Here is a 25,606-nt window from a genome sequence, read left to right as displayed (position 1 = left end):
GCGATGGCTGTGTTCGAGATCGCGAAGGCGCGGCTTCACCACGCGTCGGCATCGCGGCTGTGCCGATCGAGCGCCCGCTTCGTGTCTTGCACGGACGGCATGGCGCTGAAAGCACGCGTCAGGACGGTGCCGGCGAAGAGCAGCCCGAAGACCGGCTCGATGTCCACGACCAGCCGGAACCAGCCCGTCGCGACCGCCGAAGTGCCCACCGTCGTGATGGTCCGGAGCGACGCGTCGAGGGCGTCGATCGAGTCGTGGATCCCGGTGCCGGTGAACGATCCGCGAGCAGCGGAGTACAAGATCGCGAAGCAGAGAATCGCCTCGCCGAGCAGCAGGACGCTGTGGACGATCGTCCGCTGAGCCGACAGCACCATGTACTCCTTGACGTAGCCCGCTCTCAGCTGGCGGTACTCGTCGAAGAGCACAGCATTGGCGAATACCTGGACGATCTCGACGAGCCGGTACGTCGCCAGAAGTACCGCGACAGCGGGCAGCCGATGGGCGACCGCCAGAACCACCAGCTCGATCACGATCCACACCAAGATGTAGACGTCAAGCGCGCGCCCCGCCCGGTACCGCCAGACGGTCTCGATACGGAAGTCGGCCCTGCAGGCCTCGTCGGGGCGACGCCTCCAGACGAGCTCTCTCACCCAGTGGCCGAGCGACAGCCGTTCCGCGTGCGCGAGCAAGCGCTCCAGGACGTGCATCAGCGGCGTCTGGCCGGAGAGCGCGCGCTCGAGCAGGTCTTCGCTGGGGAGATCGGTCACGGTGAACGACCTTCGGGGCGGCGCTCAGAGCTCCTTCGCGTTCGGTGGGGTCGGAGCGGGCCGGTGAGGTGCGCTCTCGTTGACCGAGAGCGGATTGCGGCAATCGCGAGGCGGTAGGGTGGTCGTACCAATGGACCTGCACTGGTGGACCGCCCGCGACCTCGTCGCGGCGGTCGCGCGACGTGAGCTGTCGGCGCGCGAGGTGGTCGCCGCGCACCTGGAGCGGATCGATGCGGTCAACGACCGAGTCAATGCCATTGTCTCGCTGCGGCCGGAGGCGGCGCTGCGCGAGGCTGAGGAGGCCGACGCGCGGGCCGCGGCGCCCGGTGCGGTGCTCGGCCCGCTGCACGGGCTGCCGATCGCGATCAAGGACCTCGAGGACACGGCCGGGATCCGGACGACGTACGGCTCGAAGGCGTTCGCCGAGCACGTCCCGAAGCGCGACTCGCCGCTGGTCGCGCGGCTGCGCGCGGCGGGTGCGATCGTGGTGGGGAAGACCAACACGCCCGAGCTGGGCGCGGGCTCGCACACGTTCAACGAGGTCTTCGGGACGACGCGCAACCCCTACGACCTGACCCGCAGCGCGGGCGGTTCGAGCGGCGGCGCGGGCGCGGCGCTGGCCACCGGCATGCTGCCGATCGCCGACGGCTCCGACCACGGCGGCTCGATCCGCAACCCCGCGTCGTTCAACAACGTCGTCGGTCTGCGCCCGACGCCGGGCCTGGTCCCGGACCCGGGGCCGGGCGGCGACGTCTGGGACGTCGCGGCGGTCGTCGGCCCGCTGGCGCGGACGGTCGGCGACCTCGGGCTGATGCTGACCGCGATCGCCGGCCCGGACCCGCGCGACCCGCTGTCGCACGACCACGACGCGCCCGGCGCGTTCGCCGAACTGGCGCCCGCCGAGCTGCACGGGCTGCGCGTCGCGTGGTGCCCGGACGTCGGCGGGCTGCCGATCGACCCTGCGGTCCGGGCGGTCGTCGACGAGGCGCGCGACCGCTTCGCCGCCGAGGGCGCGCACGTCGAGGAGGTCGCGCTCGACGACGTCGGCGCCGCCGCCGACGACGCGTTCGAGACGCTGCGCGCGATCGGCTTCGCGCGCCTGGTCTTCGAGGAGCTGCCGGACGCCGCCCGCGCCCAGCTCAAGGACACCATCATCTGGAACGCCGAGCTGGGCCGGGCGCTCGACGGCCCGGCGATCGCGCGGGCGCAGGCCGCGCGCGGCGCGGTCTTCCGGCGGGTCGCGAAGTTGATGGAGGACTACGACGTGCTCGTCGCGCCCGCCGCGCAGGTCGTCCCGTTCGACGCGGAGCTGCCGTACCCGACTCATGTTGATGGGGTCGAGATGCCGCACTACCTCGGGTGGATGCGCGCGTGCTCGCGGCTGACGGTCAGCGCCCATCCGATCGCGGCGGTCCCGGGCGGGTTCACGCCCGAGGGGCTACCTGTAGGCCTTCAGCTGCTCGGCCGCTTCCGCGGCGACCGGCGCCTGCTGCAGATCGCCGCGGCGTGGGAGGCGGCGACGGGCTTCGGCGCGCGCCGCCCGCAGCTCTAGTCCACCAACAACCGCTTCTGGACCTTGCCCATCGCGTTGCGCGGCAGGTCGTCGACATACCGCACTTCGCGCGGGCGCTTGTAGGGCGCCAGCTGCTGGGCGACGTGGGCGATCAGCGCGTCCGGGTCGCGCTCGGCCCCCGCGGCCGGGACGATCCAGGCGACGATCCGCTCGCCGAGGTCGTCGTCGGGCAGCCCGAGGACCGCGGCCTGGTCGACGGCCGGGTGCTCCAGCAGCGCGCCCTCGATCTCGCCCGCGCCGATGCGGAAGCCGCCGCTCTTGATGAGGTCGGTCGAGCGGCGGCCGACGAGGCGCAGCGAGCGCGCGGCGTCGAAGGTCCCGAGGTCGCCGGTCTCGAACCAGCCGTCGCGCAGCGCGCTGGCGCTGGCCTCAGGCAGGTTGAGGTACTCGCTCAGCAGCGAGGGGCCGCGGACCCAGACCGCGCCGACCGTCGCGTCGTCGGCCGGGACCGGCGCGCCGTCGTCGTCGCGCAGCTCGATCTCGACGCCCGGGACCGCGAAGCCGACGCGCCCCGGCTGCGGCGCGCCCGGCAGGGTGGAGGCGATCATCAGCGTCTCGCTCATCCCGTAGCGCTCGACGACGGCCTGGCCGGTGAGCTCGGTGAGGCGGTCGTGCAGCTCGGCGGCCAGCGCCGCGGAGCCGGAGACGAGCAGCCGCGCGCCGCCGAGCGCTTGGGCGACCGCCGTGTCCTCGGCGGCGACCGCGGCGAGGCGGTGGTACATCGTCGGGACCGCGAACAGCATCGTGCCGCCGGACGCCAGCGCCGCCGCGACCGCCTGCGCGTCGAAGCGCCCGAGATGCGTGACGGACCCGCCGCGCCGCAGCGGCCCGAGCACGCCGAGGACGAGGCCATGCACATGGAACAGCGGCAGCGCCTGGACGACCTCGTCGTCGCCGGTCCAGCCCCACAGCTCCGCGAGCGCGTCGAGGTTGGCGGCCAGCGCACCGCGCGACAGCACGACGCCCTTCGGCGGCCCGGTCGTCCCGGAGGTGTAGATGACGAGCGCGGCCGCGCTGTCCGGAACCTCGGCGGCGGGCGGGGTCGCGGCGGCCGGCGCCGGCTCCAGCGCCAGCGGGTCCAGGCGCGGGAGGTCGAGCGCGATCTCCGCGTCGCCCGGCGCGAGCAGCACGTCCGGCCGGGCGTCGCCGACGATGTGCCCCAACTCGCCCTCGCCGGCCCTCGGGCTGATCGGCAGCACCGCGCGTCCCGCGGCCAGCGCACCGACCACACCAACAACGGTCGCCAGCGTCGGCTCCGCCCAGACCGCGACCGGCGCACCGGAGCCGTCGCCCAGCGCCGTCGCCACCGCGTCGGCCCGCGCGCGCAGCTCCGCGTAGCTCAGCTCCCCATCCGGGAAGCGGACCGCGCGGCGGCCGGAGGGATCGTGCAGCGGCGGCAGGAGCATGGGACGCACCTTACGGCCCGCCCGCGTCGTAGGGTTCCGGGCATGAGCGAGGAGCAGCAGGAGCAGCAGGAGCGCGTCCGGGTCCAGGTCGGCGACGACGGCGTGGCGGTCGTCACGCTAATGCGCGGGGCCAAGCACAACGCGCTGGACCTCGCGATGTTCGAGCAGATCGTCGGCGCGGCCGGGCAGCTGCGCGACGCGCCGGGCGTCCGGGCGGTCGTCCTGCACGGCGAGGGCAAGTCGTTCTGCTCGGGCCTGGACGTCGTCTCGATGATGCAGTCCGGGCGCCTGACCGCCGACCAGCTTGTCGCGCGTGAGGGCGAGGACGGGCTGGCGAACCTGCCGCAGCGCGCGGCCTTCGACTGGATCCAGGTCAAGGCGCCGGTGATCGTCGCGATCCACGGAAACTGCTTCGGCGGCGGGCTGCAGATCGCGCTCGGCGGCGACATCCGGATCGCGGCGCCCGACGCCAGGCTGTCGATCATGGAGACGCGCTGGGGCCTGGTCCCGGACATGGGGATCACGCAGACGCTGCCGCGGCTGATGCCGATCGACCGCGCCAAGGAGCTGACGTTCACGGGCCGCGTGGTGAGCGGCGCCGAGGCGGCCGAGCTCGGGTTGGTGACCCGCACCGCCGACGACCCGCTGGCCGCCGCGCTGGAGCTGGCGACCGAGATCGCCGGCAAGTCGCCGGACGCGACGCGCCGCGCGAAGCGCCTCTACGAGGAGACGTGGGTGTCGGACGACCGCGCCGCGGCGTTGTTGATGGAGTCGGAGCTGCAGGCGCAGCTGATCGGCGGCCAGAACCAGATCGCCGCCGTCACGGCCGGGATGTCCGGCGAGCCGCCGGTCTTCGTGGATCCGTCCTAGCCGGCGCCGTGACGGCGCCCGCGCCCCGCACCTACGACGTCCCGGTCGGCGACACGACGATCCACGCCGAGGTGACGGGCGCCGGCCGGCCGGTGCTGCTGTTGCACGGCTGGCCGCAGACGCACACGACGTGGCGCCACGTCGCGCCGGTGCTCGCGGCGGACTTCACGGTCGTCGCGACCGACCTGACGGGGTACGGCGCCAGCGGCAAGCCGCCGTCGACCCCGGACCACGCGCGCCACAGCAAGCGCGCGTTCGCGCAGGATCAAGTCAAGGTGATGGCGTCGCTCGGCTTCGAGCGCTTCGCCGTCGTCGGCCACGACCGCGGCGCGCGCACCGCCTACCGCATGGCGCTCGACCACCCCGGCGCCGTCACGAAGCTCGCCGTCCTCGACATCCTGCCGACGCTCGAGGCGCTCCGCCGCATCGACGCCGACGTCGCCCGCGCCGCGTGGTGGTGGTTCTTCCTCTCCGCGCCGCACCCCATCCCGGAAGGCATGCTCGACGGCGACCCCGACACGGTCCACGCGTGGTGCGAGGACTACCGCGCGATGTTCACGATCGACCGCGAGCACGACGAGGCCGATGCCGCGGCGGGCCGGCGGATCGCCGCGCCGCTGCTCGTCCTGTGGGGCACGCGGACGATGGTCGGCCGCGGCGAGGACCCGCTGGCCGTCTGGCGCCGCTGGGCCCATGACGTCCAGGGCCACGCTCTCGACTGCGGGCACGACCTCCCCGGAGAGGCCCCGGAGCAGACGCTCCAGGCACTGCAGGCGTTCCTGTCAGCCTAGATCCTGTTACTCACGCCACCACCCTTGTTGATGTTCAACGCGGGTATAGCTGTTATTTTCGACCAACTTACTTGGAAATGATGTCCAACCGCCTTCCTGAGGTCCATGAACTCCACCCGTCTGCCGCTGCTCGCTCTCGTTGCCGCCCTGCTCGCCACGCCCGTCCTCACGGGTTGCGGGAGCACCAGCACGAGGGCCTCCGGCTCCACATCGGCCACCGGCGCCGCCCAGCCGTCGTCCGGTGGCAAGGTCACCTTCGCCACCGACAAGGAGGTCGACTGCTTCGACCCGCAGGTCTCCCAGGCCGACGTCACCGGCGTGATCCTGCGCAACGTGTACGACTCGCTCGTCGTCCAGCGCAAGGACGGCAGCTACGGCCCGTGGCTGGCCACGAAGTGGACGATCTCGCCTGACGGCAAGGCCTACACCTTCACGCTGCGCAGGGGCGTCAGGTACACCGACGGCGGGACGTTCGACGCCGCGTCGGTCAAGCAGAACCTCGACCGGATCGCCGACCCCAAGACCAAGTCGAAGTTCGCGATCGCGCTGCTCGGCCCCTACGCGGGCAGCAAGGTGGTCGACGCCGACACCGTCGAGGTCGACTTCAAGCAGCGCTTCGGCTCGTTCCTGCACTCGGCGAGCACGACCTACCTCGGCTTCCACTCGCCGGCCTCGATCAGGGCCCACGGGTCGAGCCTCTGCGCCGCCGACAGCCAGGTCGGCACCGGCCCGTTCACGCTCGCGTCCTACACGCGCGGCCAGGGCCTGACGCTCCAGCGCAACCCGGACTACGCCTGGGCCGCGTCCAACGCCGCCCACCAGGGCGCGGCGAACCTCGACCGCATCGACGTCAAGTTCGTCGCCGACCCGACCGTCCGCGTCGGCGGCGTCAAGAGCGGCCAGACCGACCTCGCGGACTTCGTCCCGCCGGACCAGGTCGAGCAGCTCACCGGCGCGTCGGGCATCAAGATCCAGAGCACGGCGACGCCGGGCCTCGGCTACACCTACTTCTTGAACACCGAGGACCCGCTCTTCTCCCAGAAGGACCTGCGCCTCGCCGTCCAGAGGTCGTTCGACCTCGACGCCGCGGTCAAGACGGTGTACTTCGGCCGCTACGACCGCGCGTGGAGCGTCCTGACGCCGCCGACGCTCGGCTACGACCCGACGCTGAAGGGCACCTGGGGCTACGACCCCAAGGCCGCCGCGGCGCTGCTCGACCAGGCGGGCTGGACCGGCCGCGACGGCGACGGCTACCGGACCAAGGACGGCAGGCGCCTGTCGACCAAGTTGTTGTACGTGCCCGAGTACACGTCCGAGGATCGCGCGTCGCTGGACCAGGCGCTGCAGGCCGACCTCAAGAAGGCGGGCATCGAGCTCAAGTTGGTGCCCATGGACTCCGCGGCCTACGAGCCGGTGCGCAACGCGGGCAAGTACGGGTTGATCGGCTTCGCCTGGGGCGGGGGCGACCCGGACCTCCTGCGCACGCTGTTCGACTCCAGCCAGCTGTTCGACGACGGCGGCGACAACGCGTCGCGCCTGCATGACCACGAGGTCGACACGTGGCTGCGCGACGCGGCCGGCTCGACCGACAACGAGGTCCGCAAGGCCGACTACGCCAAGGTCCAGCACCGGCTGATCGAGGACGGCGACGCGCTGCCGACCGGCGTCCCGCAGCGCCAGATCGCGGTCCGCGACCGCGTCCAGGGGCTGACGTTCGACGCCAACGGCTGGCCGTTGTTCTACGACCTGTCCGTCACGGGGTCGTGAGCGGGCGGGCCGAGACCGCGCGGTACGTCGCGCTCCGCATCGTCGCCGGGATCGGCGTGATGTGGGGCGCGGCGACGCTCGCCTTCCTGCTCCTGCATGTCGTCCAGGGGGACCCGGTCGCGGCGGTGACCGGGTCCGGGACGACCCTGCAGCCGGCCGTGCGCGCGCAGATCGTGCACGACTACGGGTTCGACAGGCCGTTGTTGGTGCAGTACTTCGACTGGCTCGGGCAGGTGCTCCAGGGCAACCTCGGGCGCTCCTACCAGCTCGACGAGCCGGTCGGCCAGGCGCTGCGCGGGCAGATCGGGCCGACCGTCGCGCTCGACGCGGGCGCGGTGCTGCTGGCGGTGGTCGCGTCGCTGCTGCTCGCGGTCCTCACCGCGGGGCGGGGCCGGACCGTGCGCAGCGCGGCCTCCGGCTTCGAGCTGCTCGCCGCCTCGACGCCCGCGTTCTGGCTCGGCCTGCTCGCGCTGAGCTACCTGTCGTTCAGGTGGAAGCTCTTCCCGGGCGCGGGCGCGACCGGGCTGTCCGGGCTGATCCTGCCCGCTGCGGTGCTGGCGGTGCCGCTGACCGGGATGCTCTCGCAGGTCCTGCGCCAGGGCCTGGACGAGGCGCTCGCGCAGCCGTTCGCGGTGACCGCCCGCGCGCGCGGGCTCGGCCCGGCCGCGCTGGTCACGCGCCACGCGCTGCGCCACGCGCTGGTCAGCGCGACCACGTTGGTGGGGTGGATGGTCGGCGCGCTGTTCGGCGGCGCGGTGCTGATCGAGACCGTGTTCGCGCGGCCCGGCGTCGGGCGCGTGCTGCTGGCCGCGGTGACCTCGCGCGATGTGCCGGTCGTCGCCGCGGTCGTGCTGCTGGTCGCCGCGGCGTTCACGGTCGTGTCGTTGTTGGTGGACCTGCTGGTCCTGGCGATCGACCCGCGCCAGCGGACGCACGCGCGCGCATGAGGCGTCCGGCGGTTGTTATCGCACTATGCGTTGTTGGTGTGCTTGCGGTGATCGCGCTGATCCCCGGCGTCTTCGGCCTGCCGGACCCCAACGGCGTCCACCTCGGGAGCGCGTTCGCCGCGCCCGACGGCGCGCACCCGTTCGGGACGGACCGGCTCGGGCGCGACGTGCTCTCGCGCGTCGTGCACGGCGCGCGGACGTCGCTGCTGATCGGCCTCGGCGCGACGGCGATCGCGCTCGGCGCGGGCGCGCTGATCGGCGTGCTGGCGGGCTTCGGCCACCGCGTCGCCGACGGTGCGTTGATGCGCGGGATCGACGTCATCGCCGCGATCCCGGAGCTGCTGCTGGCGCTCGTCGCGATCGTCGCGCTCGGGACCGGCGCGACGAACGTCGCGGTCGCGGTCGGGCTCGCGAACATCCCGAGCTTCGCGCGGCTGGTGCGCTCGCAGGTGCTGGTCGTGCGGCGCACGGAGTACGTGGACGCGGCGCGGACGCTCGGCCGCCGCCCGGCCTGGATCGCCGCGCGCCACGTGCTGCCCAACTCGCTCGGGCCGGTCCTGGCGCTGGCGGCGATCACCGCGGGCACCGCGGTGCTGGCCGGCGCGGGGCTCAGCTACCTCGGCTTCGGGCCCGGGCCGCCGTCGCCGGAGTGGGGCTCGATGCTCGTCGACGGCCAGCGCTTCCTGCGCGACGCGCCCTGGGTGGTCGCGTTCCCGGGGCTGGCGATCGTCACGGTGGTGGTGTCGGCCGGCGTGCTCGGCCGCGCGCTGCGGCGGGCGGAGCCATGAGCGACAACGTGCTGTTGGATGTCCAAGGCCTCCATGTCGCCTTCGGGGCGAGCGAGGTCGTCCACGGCGTCGACCTCCAGGTCGCTCCCGGCGAGTGCTTGGCGTTGGTCGGCGCGTCCGGCTCGGGCAAGAGCGCGACCGCGCGGGCGCTGCTCGGCCTGGCCGGGCCGACCGCGCGCGTGTCGGCGCAGCGCCTGCAGATCGGCGGCCGCGACGCCCGCGCGCTCGACGACCGCGGCTGGCGCGCGCTGCGCGGCCGCGCCGTGGGACTTGTCCTACAAGATGCGCTGACCGCGCTCGACCCGCTGCGCACGGTCGAGGCCGAGGTCGCCGAGCCGCTGCGCCTGCACGGCGGGCCGCGCGGGAGGGCGGCACGGCGCGCGCGGGTCCTGGAGCTGTTGAGCGCGGTCGGGATCCCGGACCCGGAGCAACGCCTGCGCCAGCACCCGCACGCGCTCAGCGGCGGGCTGCGCCAGCGCGTCCTGATCGCCTCCGCGCTGGCCGCCGACCCACCGCTGCTGATCGCCGACGAGCCGACGACCGCGCTCGACGTCACCGTCCAGCGCCAGGTGCTCGAGCTCCTCGGCGACCTCAAGGCCGGCGGCCGCGGCCTGCTGCTGATCAGCCACGACCTCGCCGTCGTCGCGCAGATCGCCGACCGCATCGCCGTCATGGACCGCGGCGTCGTCGTCGAGGAACGCCCGACCGACGACCTCATCACCGCACCCGAGCACCCAGTCACCCGCGCCCTCCTCGACGCGATCCCACGCGGGCGACGAGGGGATACACGGGAAGTCGTACCGGAGACCGAGCACTCGCCGTTGCTGCGCGTCCGCGACGTGAGCAAGGCCTACAGGGAGCGACGCGCGGTCGACGGCGTGTCGCTGGAGCTGCGGGCGGGGGAGACGCTGGGGGTCGTCGGCGAGTCGGGGTCGGGCAAGAGCACGGTCGCGCGGATCGTGCTCGGGCTGCTGGCGCCCGACCAGGGCGATGTCCTGTTGCGGGGCGAGCCGTGGAGCGCGCTGCCGGAGAAGCGGCGCCGCGCGCTGCGCGGCGCGATCCAGCACGTCCCGCAGGATCCGTTGAGCGCGCTCGATCCGCGCCTGTCGGTCCGCGCGTCGCTGGCCGAGGCGCTGCGCGCGCGGCGGCTGAGCGACCGGCGCCGCGACGAGGTGCTGGGGGCGTTGCTGGCCGAGGTCGGGCTCGGCGCCGAGCTGCTCGACCGCCGCCCGGCGCAGCTCTCCGGCGGGCAGCGCCAGCGCGTCGCGATCGCCCGTGCGCTGGTGCCGGAGCCGGCGGCGCTGGTCTGCGACGAGCCGGTCTCGGCGCTCGACGTCCGCACGCAGGCGCAGATCCTGGCGCTGCTCGCGCGGCTGCAGGCCGAGCGCGGGCTGGCGATCCTGCTGATCTCCCACGACCTCGCGGTCGTGCGGGAGGTCTGCGACCGCGTCGTCGTCCTGAAGGACGGCGTGGTCGTCGAGGCCGGCGACGTCGAGGACGTGTTCGCCGCGCCCGAGCAGCCGTACACGCGCGCGCTGCTGGCGGCGACGCCGCAGGTGGCGGTCGCCGCGTGAGCGAGCTGGAGCTGCGCGGCGGCATCCGCGCCGCGCCGCATCCGGGCGCGACGCCACAGGAGCGCCGCGCGCTGCGCTTCGCGGCCGACACCTGCGGCCGCGACGCCGACCCGGAGCACATCGCGCGTTCGGCCCGCGCCGAGGAGGCCGACGGGATCGAGAGCGCGCTGGTCGTCTCCGCCAGCGCGTGGCCGGACGCGTGGCTGGTCGCGTCCTGGGCGCTGGCGTCGACGACGACGCTGCGCGTCGCGCTCGCCCACCGGATCGGGACGACCGCGCCGACCGTCGCCGCCCGCGCGCTGCAGACGCTCGACCGCCTCTCCGGCGGGCGCGCGGGCGTGCACCTGATCCTCGGCTCGTCCGACGACGACGTCCGCCGCGACGGCGACACGCTCGGCAAGCCCGAGCGCTACGAGCGCGCCGCCGAGTTCCTGGACCTCTTCACGCGCACGCTGCACGCGCGCGAGCCGTTCGACGCCGGCGGCCCGCACTGGCCGGTGCGCGACGCGTGGTCGGGCCTGCCGCCGTCGCGGCCCGAGCTCTCGTTCGCCGGCTCCTCCGACGCCGGGATCGCGCTCGCCGCGCGCTACGCCGACGTGTACGGGTTGGTCCCGGACACGCCGGACGGCATCCGCGCGACGGTCGCACGGGTGCGCGGCGAGGCGGCCGTGCACGGCCGCACGCTGCGGATCTGGATGCACGCGCGGCTGCTGCTGGGCGAGAGCGACGACGCGGCGCACGCGGCCGCGGAGCGACTTGTAGAAGATGCTCGCGGCCTCGACGGGCTCGTCGGCGACCCCCAGTGGATCGCCCGCGTCGCGCCGCCCGGCGCGCCACGGCCGACCGCCGCCGAGCAGGTCAGCGCGGGCCTTCAGCGCGCGACGATCGGCGCGCCCGACACCGTCGCGCGCGAGTTGTACGCCTTGCGCGAGGCCGGCGTGGACGTGCTGCAGCTCGCGGCCCCGGCGGAAGACGAGCGGGACCGCGAGCTGCGCCGCGCGCTCATCGCGGAGCTGCGCTGCCTCGAGGCCGTGCGCGGGGCCGCGCCCGCCACAGCCGCACGGTGATGGGGTAGATCTCGCCGCGCTCCTGCTGGCGCCGCCAGGCGGCGCGGCCGACCTCGTCGAAGAACCGCGCCTCGTCGGCGGCCGGGACCAGCCGGCTGAAGTAGGTCCCGAACGTGGACGCGTGGAACGCCGCGTGCTGCTCGGCGCTCGCGGTCTGCTGCGAGGCGTAGCGCTCCTCGATCGCGTCGACCTCGAAGAACGCGTCCAGCGCGGCGGCGATCGCCTCCGGCGTCCGCGTGCGCTCGCTGATCGGCACCGCGCCCGCCGGCTCCTCGGCGCCCAGCGCGGCCAGCGCCTCGGCGACGACGACGTCCTCCGCGCCGCGCCCGCCGGCGTCCTCTTCCGGGTGCGGATGGTGCGTGGTCAGCAGGAACGACCCGCCCGGCGCCAGGTGGCGCGCGACCCAGTCATACAACAACGCCTCGTCCGGGTAGAGCCAGTGCAGGACCGAGGTCAGGGCAACCACATCGTGTTGCTCCCCCAGCGCCGGGAGCGACAGCAGGTCGCCCCGCCGGATCTCCACGCGCGGGTCGCCGCTCAGCCGCGCGCCCGCCTCGTCGACCCGCGCCGCGTGGCCGTCGATCCCGACCACTCGTTCAACATCCGGCCAGCGCTCCAGCGCGCGGGCCAGCAGCGTGCCGGTCCCGCAGCCGAGGTCGAGCACGGAGCGCGGCGCCTGGTCGGCCGCCAGCGCGAGGACCCAGTCGGTGTCCTGCGCCTGGCGCAGCCGCGCGATCTCGTCGTAGCCCGTGAGGTCGCGCGCGCGGTCGAGGATGCTCATGCCGACACCTCCGCCCCGAGCGGCTCGGCGATCAGCGCCCTCAGCCGCGCCTGCACGTCGCTCTGGTCGTGCCTCCGGAACAGGTTGATGCGGTTGCGCGCGACGTCGCCGCGATGGACCACCTCGTACAGGTCCTGCCGCTGCCCGAACGAGTCGGCCGTCAGGTCCCACGCCAGCCGGAACAGCCGCGACTTCTCGTCCACGCCGATGTCGCGCCCGTGCATGTAGCGCTCCAGCAGCGGCCGCAGCTCCGGCTGCGTCAGGTCGCGCTCCGTCGGCTGCATCAGCACGCCGGACTGCCCGATCGACCGCACGATGTCGAGCGACCGCCTCGCGACCTCCGCCGACCAGATCGCGCCCGCCGGCGTCGGCCCCGGCGCCACGTGCCCGGAGTCGGTCACCCGCGCCGTCGCCTCGCCGGCATCCAGGAGATGGCCCAGCACCTCGACGTAGGACGTCAGCTCGCCCAGGTCCTCCTGGATGTTGCGGAAGTCGGACACGCCGATCGCGTCGGCGATCAGCGTCGCGACGCCGAGCAGCGTGCGCAGCCGCTCGCGGTAGCGGACTTGGCCCACATATTGGGACCAGGCGTTGATCCGGCCCAGGCCCTCCAGCGCCAGGCGCCCGTCGCGCAGTAACAGCACGCGGTCGGCGGGCACGTGGACGTCGTCGAAGAACAGCATCGCGTCCTGCTCGTCGAAGCGCGCGCCGAGCGGGTGCGCGTGGCCGTGGCCGCCGAGCCCGAACGGCTCGCGCGCCAGGACGTGCAACCCAGGGGTGTTGATCGGCAAGGCCACCCACAACACGAAGTCCTCCGCCTCGCGCTGGGCGAACGACGCCGACAGGTAGACGAGCACCTCGTGCGCGTACGGCGCCAGCGTCGTCAGCTGCTTGGCGCCGCGGATCGTCAGCCCGCCGTCGGCGTCGCGGCCGACGATCCGCAGCGCGTGGTCGGGGTTGTCGGCGACGCTCGCGGCCCGGTCGATCTGCGGGTCGCCGAGCGCGTGCGTCAGCACGAGGTCGTTCTCGGAGACGTACCGGTGCCAGGCGCGGGCGTTGGCGCCGTGCCTGGGGTCGTTGGCGTCCAGCCGGTTCGCGAAGTCCAGCACGCCGGTCGCGATCGAGGCCATGAAGACCGGCGAGCGCCCGTGCTGGCCCCAGGACTCCGTGAGCCAGGCCTCGGCCGCGCGGCGCAGCGCGCGCAGCTCGTCGAGGTCGCGCGGCGGGTGGTAGCCGCGCGCGATCCGCTGCCCGGTCTCGGGATCGAGCACGGTCAGGACGTCCTGCAGCTCCGGGTCGTGCTGGCGGTCGAGTTGGCGCGCGAGCTCGTCGACGGTCGGCGCGAACGCCGGGTGCGTGGCGACGTCGACGCGCTCGCCGTCGAGCCAGACGGAGCGGCCGTCGTCCAGCGAGGCGCGGTAGCGCGCGCCGTCGAGCAGGCCGCGCGGGGGCGCGGCGTCGATCAGGGTCATGGGGTCGGGACCTCCTGCGGCTTGTTGATGTGATGGGGAACGAGCGCGTGGTAGCGGCCGTCGTGGTGCAGCAGCGGCGTGCCGGCGGTGGTGCGCACCGCCTGGACCTCGCCGACGGCGACGACGTGGTCGCCGGTGCCGACGACGTCGACCACGCGGCAGCACAGCCGGCTGAGGCAGCGGTCGAGGACCGGCGCCTCCGGGTGCTGGTCGTGCACGAACGCGGCGGGCGCGGTGCCGCCGCGCGACGGGCGCGCGAACCAGTCCGACACCGCGGCCTGGTCGTCGGCCAGGACGCTGACGCCGAACGCCCCGCCCGCGCGCAGCAGCGCGGCCAGCGGCGTGTGGCCGCCGATCGCGACGCCGATCAGCGGCGGGTCCAGCGACAGCGAGCTGAACGCGCTGACGGTCTTGGCGATCGTCTCGCCGTCGCGGCGCACCGCGACGACCGTGACGCCGGACGCGAACCGCCCGACCGCCTCCTTGAAGACCGTCGCGTGGACGCGCGTGCGGGAGTGGCGCGGCTCGGTGGCGATCGTCATCGGATCCGCACCTCGTAGTTCTCCAGCCAGCGGTCGAAGGCGAGCAGGAAGTCCAGGCCGCCGGTCGGGTGCGGCGCGGCGCGCGGGCCGGGGATCCGGGTGCCGTCCCTGAGGTGGCGCAGGACCGCGTCGCGGTCGACCAGCTCGAAGACGCGCGCATCGCGAGTGGTCAGCTCCTCCACGCGACGGCGCAGCTCCGCCGCGTAGCCGGGCGCGGTCGTCGCGGGGTAGCCGCTCTTCGGCCGCCGCAGGACCGCGTGGGGGAGCGTGTCGCCGACCGCCTTGCGCAGCAGGCCCTTCGGCTCGTTGTTGATGGTCTTCAGCGACCACGGCACGTTCCACACGTACTCGACGAGGTGGTGGTCGGCGAACGGCACGCGCGCCTCCAGGCCGGTCGCCATGCTCATGCGGTCCTTGCGCTCCAGGACCGCCGGGAGCCAGCGCGTGAACGCGAGGTAGGAGAGCGTCCGGGCGCGCGCGTCGGCCGCCGACTCGCCGGGCAGCGCGGGGACCTCGTCGAGCGCCTCCTGGAGGCGGTCGCGGGCGTAGTCCTGCGGCCTCACCTCCGCCGCGACGTCGGCGCGCAGCAGCGATGTGGGACTCGACGAGCCGCCGTTCAACCACGGGAACTTCTCGACCGGACCGGTCTGGTCGTCGTGGAAGAACACGTAGCCGCCGAAGACCTCGTCGGCGACCTCGCCGCTGAGCGCGACCGTGACGTCGTCGCGCACGCCGCGGAAGAGCAGGAACAGCGAGGTGTCGGGCTCGCCCCAGCCGGGATGGTCGCGGGCGTCGAGGCCGACGTCGCGGTGCGCGAGCAGCTCGGTGCCCGGCACGACGATCTCGCGGTGCTCGCTGCCGACGTGGCGGACGACCGCGTCGATGTACGGCGCGTCCTCGCTGCGGATCCAGTCGCCCTGCCTCTCGGGACCCTCGCCGGGCGGGAACGCGACCGAGTAGGTGTCGGGCGCGCCGCCGTCGCCGTTGGCTTCGCGGGCCAGCGCGACGATCGCGCTGGAGTCGACGCCGCCGCTGAGCAGGAACCCGAGCGGCACGTCGCTCTCCATCTGGCGGCCGACCGCCTCGGCGACCAGCCGCCGGACGTGGGCGACCGTGGCCTCCTCGTCGTCGCCGTGCTCGGCGCTGGTCAGCGACCACCACTGCTCCTCCCGCGCACCCGCGCGGGAGAAGACGACGCGGTGCCCGGGCCGGACTTGCTGCAGCCCTCGATAGACGCCGTGGCCGGGCGTCGGCCCGGTGGCGAGCGCGAACAGCTCGGCGATCCCGGACGCGTCCAGCTCGGCCGGGAAGCGCGGGTTGGCGAGCACCGCCTTGGGCTCGGAGCCGAACAGGACGCGCGCCGGGGCGTGCGACCAGTACAGCGGCTTGACGCCGAGCCGGTCGCGGACCAGCGTCAGCTCCTGGGCCTGCGCGTCCCAGTAGCCGTAGGCGAACATGCCGTTCAGCCGCCGCGGCGCGTCCGCGCCCCACTCGAGGTGCGCGCGCAGGACGACCTCGGTGTCCGAGCGCGTCCGGAACGCGTGGCCGCGCGCCTCCAGCTCGGTGCGCAGCTCGCGGTAGTTGTACACCTCGCCCGAGTACGTCAGCGCGGCGATCACGGTGCCCTCGTCGTCGTGGGCGAGCATCGGCTGCGCGCCGCCCGCGAGGTCGATGATCGCCAGCCGCCGGTGCCCGAGCGCCGCGTGCTGCGAGACCCAGGTCTCACCGGCGTCGGGCCCGCGCGGGACGAGCGTCCGCGTCATCGCCTCGATGACCTCGCGCTCGTGGCGCAGGTCGGTGTCGAAGTCCACCCAGCCGGTCACTCCGCACATGCTCAGGACTCCTGTTCGTCGGTCGAAGCGGCGGCGCGTGTGGTCGCGCGCCAGCGGCAGCCGGGGCCGCCGGGGTTGTCGCCGAGCAGCTCGTGCTCGGCGTCGCAGCCGTGCGCGCGGATCAGCGCGGAGGTCGCCTTGGTGCAGAACTCGCACGGCGAGGCGAGCGTCAGCGGGACGCCGCGGGCCGCCGCCTTCTGGCGGTAGTCCCAGATCGCGCAGTGCTCGATCTCGAGCGTCGCGTCGTCGGCGGTGGCGTCGTCCTCCAGCGCGTAGCGCGAGCCGTACAGCTCGGCCTGCTTGGCCAGCCGCGCGAGCGGCGCGCGGGCGTCGGGCGCGCCGCCGCCCTCGACCAAGGCGTACACCTCGGAGTTCTTCTCGGCCCAGTCGCGCAGGGCGTCGTGGCCGAGGCGAGCGACCAGGAAGCGCTCCATCAGCGCCTGGGCGCGGAAGAAGATCGCCTGCCAGTCGCGGGCGCCGCCGCCGACCTCGTCCGGCAGCCCGCCGAACATCTCCGAGCGGGTCCGGATCCAGGCCGAGATCAGGTCCTGGTCGGCGTGGGCGGCGAGCAGGCGCGTCATGCCGGCCTCGGCCTCGAACAGGCGCCGGCGCCAGAGCGCCGCGCGTTCGCCGTCGTCCATCGCGACGCGCTGGGGTTCGCGGGTCCAGCGCGGCTCCGCCACCCGGAGCTCGTAGTCGTAGTTTCCAGTGAGCATGTTTTTCAACAGGGAAAGTGGGAAAAGAGGTGTGAGGGGACGCCACGGCACACCGTGCGGTGCCGCGGTGGGGCGGGTCAGCGATGAGGCAGGGCGGCGTTCAGCCGACCTGCGAGAACGGCCGGGCGGCCGCCCGCACGGCCGCTGCGACGGCGGCGTGATCGGCCGCGCGCCTCGGTGCGTGGAGGAGCAGCAGCGCCTCCGGGTCCTCGACGGGCCGCAGCGCCGTCGTCATCAGCTGGACCCGGACATCGCCGGCCAGCGCCAGCTCGGTGGCGCGCGACGCCGGCTCGCCGACGCCATGGCACGCCCACCAGTCGGCGAGGTCGGGTGCGTCCTCGTGCAGGGCGGCGTAGATCTCCCGCGTCCGGTCCTCCGCCATCCGCACGGCGGTCTGCGCGCGGAAGTGCGCGAGGATCGTGCGCGCGAAGCCGTCCCAGTCGACGAGCGTGGCCTTCAGCTGCGGGCTCGCGGCGAGCGTCCACATCAGGTTGCGGCGCCGCGGCTCGATCGCCGCCGGGTCGCCCCAGAGCGCCGCGTAGGCCGGGTTCCAGGACGTCATGTCCAGGCGCCGGTCGACGAGCACCGCGGGCGTCGTCTCCAGTGCCGAGAGGACCGGCTCCAGCCGGCGCGTCGCCTCGGCGTGGGCCGACTCCGGCGGGAGGTCGGCCTGCAGGCCCGCGAGCCCCATCAGGTGCCGGGTCGACGCCGCGTTGAGCTGCAGCGTCCGGGCCAGCGCCTCCAGCACCTGCTTGGAGGGCGAGACGCGACCCTGCTCGATCCACGTGTACCAGGTCACCCCGACCCCGGCGAGCGTCGCGACCTCCTCGCGGCGCAGGCCCGAGGTCCGGCGCCGTCCGGTCGACGGCAGGCCGACCTGCTCCGGCGACGTCCGCTCGCGGTGGGCCCGTAGGAAGGAGCCCAGCTCCTTCCGCGCCGGTGTCGGCGCGGAAGGCTTGTGCAGGGGCGTGACGGAGGAGTTGGTCACCGCCGGGAAGACGATACCACTTATTCCAGGTCGCTTTAGTGGGAAATGCCGAATTGGCACGGAGGTCAGACACGGGCCGGCTCCGGGCGGATGGCGTGCAGGACGTCCGGCAACGCGTAGGGGTTGCGGATCAGCTCCGGCGTGGGGGCGACGTAGAGGACGATCCGGGTGACGCCGGGCTGGAGGTAGCGGGCGATCTGCTCGCGGATCTCCTCGGGGTGGCCGCTGAGCCAGAGCGCGTCGACGACGTCGTCGGGGAGCGCGGCGCGGGCGCCGAGGGTGTCGCCCTGCGCGAAGCGCTGCTGGGACTTCGCGAGGCGCGGTGCGTTCGGAAGCTCGGCGTGGAAGGCGTGGTACGGCCTCTGGTTGATCAACCACCCCAGGAACGCGCGGCCGTGCGCGCGGGCGTGGTCGCGGTCCGGGGTGGGGCAGACGAAGAGCTTGACGATCGTCTCCTTGCCGGGCCGGGGCGCGTCGGCGCGCGCCAGGACTTCCTGAAGGTCTTGGGCGAAGACGAGGTTGACGATCGCGCCGTCGCCCTCGTCGTAGGCGAAGCGGAGCATCTGCGCGCGCAGGGCGCCGAGGATCACGCGGGGCGCGCCGTCTCCGGAGAGGCTTCGCTTGAGCGTCCGGACCGTGTCCTTGGTGTGCGTGAGCGGCCTGGTGAACGGCACGCCGTTGAGCGCCTCGACGTGCGCGGGGACCGAGGAGCCGACGCCGAGCAGCACCGGTCCGCTGGAGAGCTCGGCGAGCGTCGCGGCGGTCTGGGCGAGCACGGCGGGGCCGCGCGTCGCGGCGGGGACGACGCCGGTCCCGAGGCCGAGGCGCGGCTGCCACGCGGCGGCGGCCGCCAGCGGCGTGAACGCGTCCTGGCCGCCGCCCTCGCCGGTCCAGACCGAGTCGAAGCCGAGGTCGGGGAGCTGCTCGACGATCGGCCGGTGCGCGGGCAGCGGCAGGCCGGGCAGCGGGAGGTTCAGGCCCCAGCGGGTCATGAGCGCGCCTCCGCCAGCGCGCCGACGTGTTCGCGGCTGCGGGCGAGCGCCGCGGCGGCGAGCGCGAGGCCGCCGCCGACGAGCGTGACCGCGACGTCGCGGTCCGGCAGCGCCTGGATGATCGCGACGCCGGCCGCGGCGCCCGCGTAGAGCAGCGCGGTGTTCCAGGAGCTGGAGATCGCGGCGAGGTCGGGGCGGACCGAGACGAGCAGCGTCTGAGCCGTGGCGGTGAAGGCGCCGCTGGCGAAGAACCAGACCAGGACGGCGAGCGCGGCGAGCGGGAGCACGGACGCCCAGACCGCGACGACGACGCCGAGGGCGAGGACCGCGCTCCAGACCGCCAGCCACGAGCGCTCGTTGCGCGTGCTGTCGCCGATCCGGCCTGCGACGAGCGAGCCCGCCGCGCCGCCGACGCCGACGAGCACGCCGACGAGGCCCAGCGTGGTGACCGAGAGGTCGAAGTGGTCGTCGAGGACCGCGCCGAGGAAGGTGTAGGCCCCGAGGTTGGCGCCCTGGAGCAGGAAGACCACCGCCAGTGCGCTGCGCAGCGCGGGGTCGCGCCAGACGGCGAACGTGCTGGGCCGTCCCTCCTGCGCCCGCACCTCCTCTCCGTGTGACGGCCGCGCCTGCCACCAGACCAGCGGGAGCGCGGCCGCCGAGGCCACCGCCAGCACCGCGAACGCCGCGCGCCAGCCGCCGGTGCCCGCGGCGAGGCTCGCCGCCGGGACGCCGAGCGCGGTCCCGGCGGAGAACGCCGCGAGCCCGAGGCCGATCATCCGCCCCTGAGCGTCGCTCGGCGCCCGTTCGCTCAGATGCGCCCAGATCGCCGGCCCCGCGATCGCGGCGCCCAGCGCACCCACCACCCGCGCACCGACCAGCACGACGATCCCACCGGCGACCGCCGCCAGGACGTTCCCCACCAAGAACAGCACCGTGCCGACCCCGATCGCCGTCCGCCGCGGATACGCGTCGAACACCGGGCTCAGGAACGGCGCGCTCAAGGCATACGCCAACGTGTACGCCGTGACCGTGGTGGCCACCACCGCCTCCCGCTCACCCAGATCGTCGGCGATCGTCGGCAACAACGGCGACACCAGGAACGTCTCCGCACCGATCAGGAACAGGACGAGGTAGACGCCGGCGAAGGGCAAGGCACGCTGCATCCCCAGGCATCCTGGCCAGCGGCTCTCCGGTTAGCCAGGACCGCAGTTATAGGGGTATTGCGGGTGACAGGCTCAGCGCGTCAGGAGGGCGGCGGCGCGCTGGAGGAAGGTGTCGACGGCGGAGGGGTCCAGCGGGCTCCAGCCTTCGACGGTCGTGTAGTGGAAGCCGCGGATCAGGAGGAAGGCGAGGTCGCCGGCGAGCTGGGAGTTGGTGGCGCCTGCGGCGGCTGCGGCGGTGGCCAGCTCGTCGCGGAACTGGTGGGCGTAGGCGAGGTAGGCGGGCTCGGTCGCCGTGGGCCGGGACATCAGCTCGACCAGGAGCTGGCGGAAGATGAGGTCGTCGGGCTCGGCGATGACGGCCCACCGGACCAGGTCGAGCAGGCGCTCGGCGGAGGGGACGGCCGTGAGCTGCGCGTCGCGTTCGCGTTCCCACTCGCGCAGCATGTAGGCGACGGCCGTCCCGATCAGCGCGGTGCGGTTCTTGATGTAGTTGGTCACGCGGGCGGTCGATCCGCCGAGCTCGGTCGCGACGCCGCGGATCGTCACGCTCGCCGCGCCGTCGCGGCGGGCGACGGTGATCGTCGCCCGCGCGATCTGGTCGAGGCGTTCGTCGACGTCGACGTGGATCGGCACGCCGCGCGCCTTCTAGAACTTGGGGTCGATCGGCGTCAGCGCCGGTGCGCTCAGCTCGATGGCCTCGGCGACGTCCAGCAGCGCCGATTCGCCGAAGCGGCCGCCGAGCAGCTGCACGCCGGTGGGCAGGCCGGCGTCGATCCCGGTCGGCAGCGTCAGCGCCGGGAAGCCCAGCAGCGGCACCGAAGAGTTCGGCCATTGCGCGGCCATCAGCGGCCCGACGAGCGCGGGGTCGAGGTCGGCGTCGTGCGGCGGCGTCACCGCGCCCGCGGGCATGATCAACGCGGGGTACTTGGTCAGCAGCGCCTGCATCTCGGCGATCAGCGCCGTGCGGCGGACGTGGCCGCCGATGTAGGTCTCGAGGCCGACCTCGCCCCACGCCTCGCGCACCACCTCGAAGCCGAGATCCAAGGACGTGTTGATGGCCTCGCCGCCCAGCGCCCGCACGGCCGGCAGCATCCCGCCGAGGTCGGTGTACAACAACAGCAGCCAGAGCCGGTGTGCCTCGGCGAGCTGGGGCACGTCGATCTCCTCGACACCGAACCCGGCCTCCCGCAGCCACCCCGCGGCGACGTCGAGCGCGCGCGACGACGCGTCGTCGACCGGCGTGCCCTCCCTACCGCCGCGGAACAGCGCCAGCGTCGCGCCCCGCTCCAGCGGCGCGCGCCGCGCGAACGGCGCCGGGATGCACGCCGGATCGCGCAGGTCGGCCCGCGCCGACATCGCGCGCAGCCCCAGGTCGAGGTCGCCCGCGGTCCGCGCCAGCACGCCCTCGACCGCCATCAGCACCGGCGACGGCGGCAGCCCCGGCACCTGCGCGTCCGGACCGGTCCAGGACGCGATCCGCCCGACCGTCGGCCGCAGCCCCATCACGCCGCAGACGTGCGCGGGATAGCGGACCGAGCCGCCGATGTCGTTGCCGTGCGCGATCGGGACCATCCCGGACGCGACCGCCGACGCCGCGCCGCCGCTGGAGCCGCCGGGCGTCACCCCGTCGTCGAACGGGTTCAGCGTCCGGCCGTGCAGGTCGTTGTCGGAGAACCAGCGCAGCGAGAACGCCGGGACGTTGGAGCGCCCCACCGAGATCGCGCCCGCCGCGCGCAGGTTCGCGACGACCGGCGCGTCCTCCGCCGCCGGACCGCCCGCGACCGCCGCCGGCACGCCGCCGGAGTTGATCAGCCCGGCCTCGTCGACGTTGTCCTTGATCGACACCGGGACGCCGTGCAGCGGCGCCAGCGGCGCGCCGGAGGCGACCGCGCGGTCGGCCTCGGCGGCCTGCTCCCGCGCCCGCTCGGCCGGCACGTCGACCAGCGCGTTGAGCTTGCCGTTGACCTCGGCGATCCGCGCGAGCGACGCCTCGACCGCCTCGCTCGCCGACACCTGGCGCTCGTGGATCGCCGCCGCCAGCGCGGACGCCGACCAGCGCCAGAGGTCCGGGGAGGCCGTGCTCGGAGAGGAGGGCTGCGTGCTCATGGGTCGCCACCTTAGGGCGCGACCCGATGAGATGCAAGGCTGTTGTGGAACGCTGTCGTACGTCAGCCGCGCGGCCTGCGCCTCTTGCGCGCGGGCGCCGCGGCGGGGGCCGGCGTCGCCACCAGCAGGTCGATCAGGTGGTCGACGACCGGCTGCACGCGCTCGGTCGACCAGTGCTCGGGATCCTCGACCGCCGCGAGGTAGAACCCGCGCAGGATCAAGTGCATCAGGTCGGCCGCGAAGTCCGGCTCGGCCACGCCGGCCGCCGCCGCGGCGACGCGGAAGTGCTCGCGGTGCTCCTGGCCGTCCTTGCGCAGCGCGTCGAGCTCCTCGCCGTCGCCGGCCTTGGCCAGCAGCTCGATGAAGAGCTGGCGGATGATCGGGTCGTCGCCGGTCGTCGAGGACGACCAGCGCGCGAGCAGCCGCAGCTCGTCCTCGGGCGCGACGCCCTCCATCTGCTGGGCCAGCTCGTCGTCCCAGCCGTCGATCGCGTGGTGCACGGCGTTGGAGATCAGCCGCGTCCGCGTCGGGATGTAGTTGGTGACGACGGTCGTCGAGCCGCCCATCTCGTCGGCGACCGCGCGGATCGTGACGCCGTCGGCGCCGCGCTTCTCGACCACACGCAGGGTCGCCTCGGCGATCTGCGCCAGTCGCTCCTCGGCATTCACGTCGATGGGCACGGCCGGAACATTACCCCGTTGTGCAACACCCGCACACCGTTCAACATCGACGTTGTGCAACTGGGTTGTACATGGCTGTCACATCCTGGTACGGTCCGCCGCGGGTCGCTTCGGAGGACGTCGAAGAGGAGAGTTCGTGATGCTCGAAGTGCGTTGGCGCCTGGCGGCGCCGGTGGTGGCGTTGTCGTGTTGTGCGGTCGCCGCGGGGTGCGGTGGCTCCAGCAGCGACAAGGGGAGCGGAGGTGGCGGTTCCGGAAGCGGCGCCACGGCGGCGGCCGACACGACCAAGCTCGTGACGGACACGCCCGCGGCGACCGGGGACGTCGACAAGGTCACGTGGGCACTGCCCTACGGCGAGCCGCTGTCGCTCGATCCCCAGAAGGCGGGTGACTACTCGCCCAACACGGTGGTCAACAACTTGTGCGACAACCTGCTGCGCCTGCAGCCGGACTTCTCGATCAAGGCCGGCCTGGCCAGCTACGCGCAGCCCGACCCGAAGACGATCGTCTTCACGATCCAGTCCGGCGCGAGGTTCTGGGACGGCAGGCCGGTCACGCCCGCCGACGTCGTCTACAGCCTGGAGCGCAACACCGACCCGAAGGTCCAGTCGCCCGCCGCGGCGGCGTTCCGGTTCGTCGCGTCGATCAAGGCGACCGGCGCCCACAGGGTCACGGTCAAGTTCAAGCAGCCCGACTCCGCGTTCCTCGCGCAGATGAGCTCGGCGACCTCGGCGGTCAGCGAGAGGGCGTTCACCGAGAAGGCCGGGAAGGCCTACGGGACCGCCCAGGGCGGCCTGATGTGCTCCGGTCCGTTCAAGCTCGACAAGTGGACCTCGGGCGAGCAGATCGCGACCAGCGCCAACCCGGACTACTGGGACGCCGCGCTGAAGCCGAGGGCCAAGACCTTCATCTACAAGTTCATCCCCGACAGCAGCACGCTGACCAGCGCCCTGCAGTCCGGCGAGATCGACGGCACCTACGAGGCGCCGGTCGGCAGCCTCAAGGCCCTCAGGAGCTCGAACGCCGGCAGGCTCTACGTCGGCCCGAGCACGCAGTCGCTGTCGATCGGCGCGACGACCTCCACCGGCCCGGCGTCGGACCCCAACGTGCGCACGGCGCTCGACCTCGCGATCGACAAGAACGCGCTGGTCAAGAACGTCCTGCGCGGCAGCGGCACGCCGCTGAAGACGTTCACGCCGCCGTTCACCTACAACGGCTCGCCGGCCAGGGACGTCTACCAGCAGGGCTACGACGCGCTCGCCGACAACAGCACGGCGAACATGGACGAGGCCAGGAAGCTGATCGCCGACGCCCACGTCGGGAGCAGGACGCTCACGCTGGCGACGATCTCCGGTGTCCAGCTGGCGACCCAGACGGCCACGATCGTCCAGGCGACCGGCAAGGCCATCGGGTTGAACATCAAGATCAAGCAGATGCAGCCGACCGAGTTCTCGGCGCTGTTCTACGACCCGAGCAAGCGGGCGGGCGTGGACTTCATCATCGCGATGGGCTACATCGACACGCCCAACGTCCTCAACTACGCGCCGCTGTTCACGATGAAGCCGCCGGCGGGGCTGTTCAACTGGGTCGGCTACTCCAACCCGGAGGTCACGAAGGAGCTGGTGGCCGCCCAGGCCGACACCGACCCGCAGTCGTCGGCCCAGCACTTCGTCAACGCGCAGAAGCTCTACGCGCCCGCGCGCCTGCAGATCTCGCTGGCCAACATCTACGAGAACCTGTTCATGAACAAGAAGATCACGGGCGCGACCGCGTCGTTCTCGTACATCAACTCGCCGTGGGCGGCCAGCGTCGGCGCCGCGGGCTCCAACTAGGGCCATGACGATCGCGCTCTTCATCGGGCGCCGCCTGGTGGCGCTGCTGGCGACGTTGGTCGTCGCCAGCATCGTCATCTACGGCGCGCTGGCCATCGCCCCGGGCGATCCGGCCACGCTGCTGGTGGGTGGGGGCAAGCCCAACCCGGCGGTGATCGCGGAGATCCACAGGGAGTACCACCTCGACGACCCGTTCCTGTCGCAGTACTGGCACTGGGCCAGCCACGCGGTGCGTGGCGACTTCGGGCAGTCGGTGGTCTTCCGCTCCTCGGTGATGAGCCTGATCGGCGCGCGCATCTGGACGACCGTCATGTTGGTGGTCTACAGCGCGCTGCTGATCCTCCTGCTCGGCGTGTCCCTCGGCATCCTCGCGGGCCTCCGCGGGGGTGCCGTCGGGACCGCCGTGACGACGATCACCACGATCGCGATGGCGACGCCCACGTTCGTCATGGCGATCCTGCTGATCTGGATCTTCTCGACCAAGCTGACGTGGTTCCCGGTCTTCGGCAGCGGCGACGGCTTCACCGACAAGATCAAGCACCTGACCCTGCCGGCGGTCGCGCTGGCGTTCACCTACATCGCCTACGTCGCGCGGATCACGCGCACGAGCGTGGCCACCGAGCTGCGCTCCGAGCACGTCGACACCGCGCGCAGCCGCGGGATCGCGTTCCCGCAGATCGTGCGCCGCCACGTGCTGCGCAACGCCGCCGCGCCGATCCTGACCGTGAGCGGCCTGACGATCGCGGGGCTGATCGCCGGGACCGCGGTCGCCGAGCAGGCGTTCGGCATCAACGGCATCGGCTCGCTGCTGGTCGACAGCGCGGGCAAGCACGACCTCGCCGTTGTGCAAGCACTTGCGCTGATCATGGTCACGGCGTTCGTCGTGACGAGCACGGTCGCCGACGTCATCAACGTGGCCCTGGACCCGCGCCTGGCCCGGAAGGGGGCCTAGG

At 73.5% G+C, this 25,606-nt stretch carries 23 protein-coding genes; 10 read left to right on the top strand and 13 right to left on the bottom strand.

Going from position 1 to position 25,606, the window contains the following annotated elements; translation table 11 throughout:
* Positions 1–35: 35 nt before the first annotated feature.
* Positions 36–767: a hypothetical protein gene (locus tag H030_RS0127940; protein WP_027008553.1), complete on the bottom strand. Its 732-nt coding sequence runs from the start codon at positions 765–767 to the stop codon at positions 36–38.
* Positions 768–897: 130 nt separating this feature from the next.
* Here H030_RS0127940 and H030_RS0127935 point away from each other — a divergent pair, with 130 nt between their 5' ends.
* The gene (locus H030_RS0127935; RefSeq protein WP_035130477.1) at positions 898–2,319 is read left to right on the top strand and encodes an amidase; all 1,422 of its coding nucleotides are present in this window, start codon (positions 898–900) and stop codon (positions 2,317–2,319) included.
* Here H030_RS0127935 and H030_RS0127930 read toward each other — a convergent pair.
* Positions 2,316–3,746, bottom strand: coding sequence for an AMP-binding protein (locus tag H030_RS0127930; protein WP_035130469.1), 1,431 nt, complete (start codon positions 3,744–3,746; stop codon positions 2,316–2,318). The two genes, H030_RS0127935 and H030_RS0127930, sit on opposite strands and share 4 nt — an antisense overlap.
* Positions 3,747–3,788: 42 nt before the next feature.
* Between H030_RS0127930 and H030_RS0127925 the strand changes: the two genes are divergently transcribed.
* From H030_RS0127925 to H030_RS35885, 7 genes are all read left to right on the top strand, one after another.
* Positions 3,789–4,616, top strand: coding sequence for a crotonase/enoyl-CoA hydratase family protein (locus H030_RS0127925; RefSeq protein ID WP_027008550.1), 828 nt, complete (start codon positions 3,789–3,791; stop codon positions 4,614–4,616).
* An 8-nt stretch (positions 4,617–4,624) separates the two neighbouring features.
* Entirely contained in the window at positions 4,625–5,407 is a 783-nt protein-coding gene (locus H030_RS35895; protein WP_035130467.1) for an alpha/beta fold hydrolase, read from the top strand.
* 105 nt (positions 5,408–5,512) lie between these two features.
* The gene (locus H030_RS0127915; protein ID WP_027008549.1) at positions 5,513–7,174 is read left to right on the top strand and encodes an ABC transporter substrate-binding protein; all 1,662 of its coding nucleotides are present in this window, start codon (positions 5,513–5,515) and stop codon (positions 7,172–7,174) included.
* Complete coding sequence (locus H030_RS0127910; RefSeq protein WP_027008548.1) at positions 7,171–8,121, top strand: ABC transporter permease; 951 nt, start codon at positions 7,171–7,173, stop codon at positions 8,119–8,121. The genes H030_RS0127915 and H030_RS0127910 overlap by 4 nt, the downstream gene beginning before the upstream one ends.
* A gap of 38 nt (positions 8,122–8,159) precedes the next feature.
* Positions 8,160–8,909 (top strand): ABC transporter permease, encoded by a 750-nt coding sequence (locus H030_RS35890; protein ID WP_196809305.1) that lies wholly within the window; start codon positions 8,160–8,162, stop codon positions 8,907–8,909.
* Positions 8,906–10,483, top strand: coding sequence for a dipeptide ABC transporter ATP-binding protein (locus tag H030_RS40360; protein ID WP_027008547.1), 1,578 nt, complete (start codon positions 8,906–8,908; stop codon positions 10,481–10,483). The genes H030_RS35890 and H030_RS40360 overlap by 4 nt, the downstream gene beginning before the upstream one ends.
* Positions 10,480–11,550 carry an LLM class flavin-dependent oxidoreductase gene (locus tag H030_RS35885; protein ID WP_051223871.1) on the top strand — a complete coding sequence of 357 codons (1,071 nt, stop codon included), beginning with the start codon at positions 10,480–10,482 and terminating at the stop codon, positions 11,548–11,550. The genes H030_RS40360 and H030_RS35885 overlap by 4 nt, the downstream gene beginning before the upstream one ends.
* Here the strand turns inward: H030_RS35885 and H030_RS0127890 are convergent.
* From H030_RS0127890 to H030_RS35855, 11 genes are all read right to left on the bottom strand, one after another.
* Positions 11,486–12,331 (bottom strand): class I SAM-dependent methyltransferase, encoded by an 846-nt coding sequence (locus H030_RS0127890; RefSeq protein WP_027008546.1) that lies wholly within the window; start codon positions 12,329–12,331, stop codon positions 11,486–11,488. The two genes, H030_RS35885 and H030_RS0127890, sit on opposite strands and share 65 nt — an antisense overlap.
* Positions 12,328–13,803 (bottom strand): 4-hydroxyphenylacetate 3-hydroxylase N-terminal domain-containing protein, encoded by a 1,476-nt coding sequence (locus H030_RS0127885; RefSeq protein WP_035130464.1) that lies wholly within the window; start codon positions 13,801–13,803, stop codon positions 12,328–12,330. Before H030_RS0127885 ends, H030_RS0127890 begins: the two co-directional genes overlap by 4 nt.
* A complete protein-coding gene (locus tag H030_RS35880) occupies positions 13,800–14,345 on the bottom strand; it encodes a flavin reductase family protein (protein ID WP_051223870.1) in 546 nt (181 codons plus the stop codon). Before H030_RS35880 ends, H030_RS0127885 begins: the two co-directional genes overlap by 4 nt.
* A complete protein-coding gene (gene asnB / locus H030_RS0127875; protein WP_027008544.1) occupies positions 14,342–16,177 on the bottom strand; it encodes an asparagine synthase (glutamine-hydrolyzing) in 1,836 nt (611 codons plus the stop codon). The genes H030_RS35880 and asnB overlap by 4 nt, the downstream gene beginning before the upstream one ends.
* 2 nt (positions 16,178–16,179) lie before the next feature.
* Entirely contained in the window at positions 16,180–16,893 is a 714-nt protein-coding gene (locus H030_RS35875; protein WP_155892326.1) for a hypothetical protein, read from the bottom strand.
* 100 nt (positions 16,894–16,993) lie between these two features.
* Complete coding sequence (locus H030_RS35870) at positions 16,994–17,881, bottom strand: helix-turn-helix transcriptional regulator (protein WP_051223868.1); 888 nt, start codon at positions 17,879–17,881, stop codon at positions 16,994–16,996.
* Positions 17,882–17,946: 65 nt separating this feature from the next.
* On the bottom strand, positions 17,947–18,873 hold the full coding sequence (locus H030_RS35865) for an LLM class flavin-dependent oxidoreductase (RefSeq protein WP_035130461.1): 927 nt from the start codon (positions 18,871–18,873) through the stop codon (positions 17,947–17,949).
* Complete coding sequence (locus H030_RS0127855; protein WP_027008543.1) at positions 18,870–20,036, bottom strand: MFS transporter; 1,167 nt, start codon at positions 20,034–20,036, stop codon at positions 18,870–18,872. Before H030_RS0127855 ends, H030_RS35865 begins: the two co-directional genes overlap by 4 nt.
* A 72-nt stretch (positions 20,037–20,108) precedes the next feature.
* Positions 20,109–20,669, bottom strand: coding sequence for a hypothetical protein (locus H030_RS35860; RefSeq protein WP_051223867.1), 561 nt, complete (start codon positions 20,667–20,669; stop codon positions 20,109–20,111).
* A 12-nt stretch (positions 20,670–20,681) separates the two neighbouring features.
* A complete protein-coding gene (locus H030_RS0127845) occupies positions 20,682–22,142 on the bottom strand; it encodes an amidase (RefSeq protein ID WP_027008542.1) in 1,461 nt (486 codons plus the stop codon).
* A gap of 62 nt (positions 22,143–22,204) precedes the next feature.
* A complete protein-coding gene (locus H030_RS35855) occupies positions 22,205–22,822 on the bottom strand; it encodes a TetR/AcrR family transcriptional regulator (protein WP_051223866.1) in 618 nt (205 codons plus the stop codon).
* A gap of 139 nt (positions 22,823–22,961) precedes the next feature.
* Here H030_RS35855 and H030_RS35850 point away from each other — a divergent pair, with 139 nt between their 5' ends.
* Both H030_RS35850 and H030_RS0127830 read left to right on the top strand, forming a co-directional pair.
* Positions 22,962–24,653 carry an ABC transporter substrate-binding protein gene (locus H030_RS35850; RefSeq protein ID WP_081691238.1) on the top strand — a complete coding sequence of 564 codons (1,692 nt, stop codon included), beginning with the start codon at positions 22,962–22,964 and terminating at the stop codon, positions 24,651–24,653.
* 4 nt (positions 24,654–24,657) lie between these two features.
* Complete coding sequence (locus H030_RS0127830; protein WP_035130458.1) at positions 24,658–25,605, top strand: ABC transporter permease; 948 nt, start codon at positions 24,658–24,660, stop codon at positions 25,603–25,605.
* Position 25,606 lies beyond the last annotated feature (1 nt).

It is taken from the genome of Conexibacter woesei Iso977N (genome assembly GCF_000424625.1).
GTDB lineage: Bacteria > Actinomycetota > Thermoleophilia > Solirubrobacterales > Solirubrobacteraceae > Baekduia > Baekduia woesei_A.
Note: the sequence above shows the minus strand (reverse complement) of the source record. Positions and strands in the feature narration are given on the sequence as shown.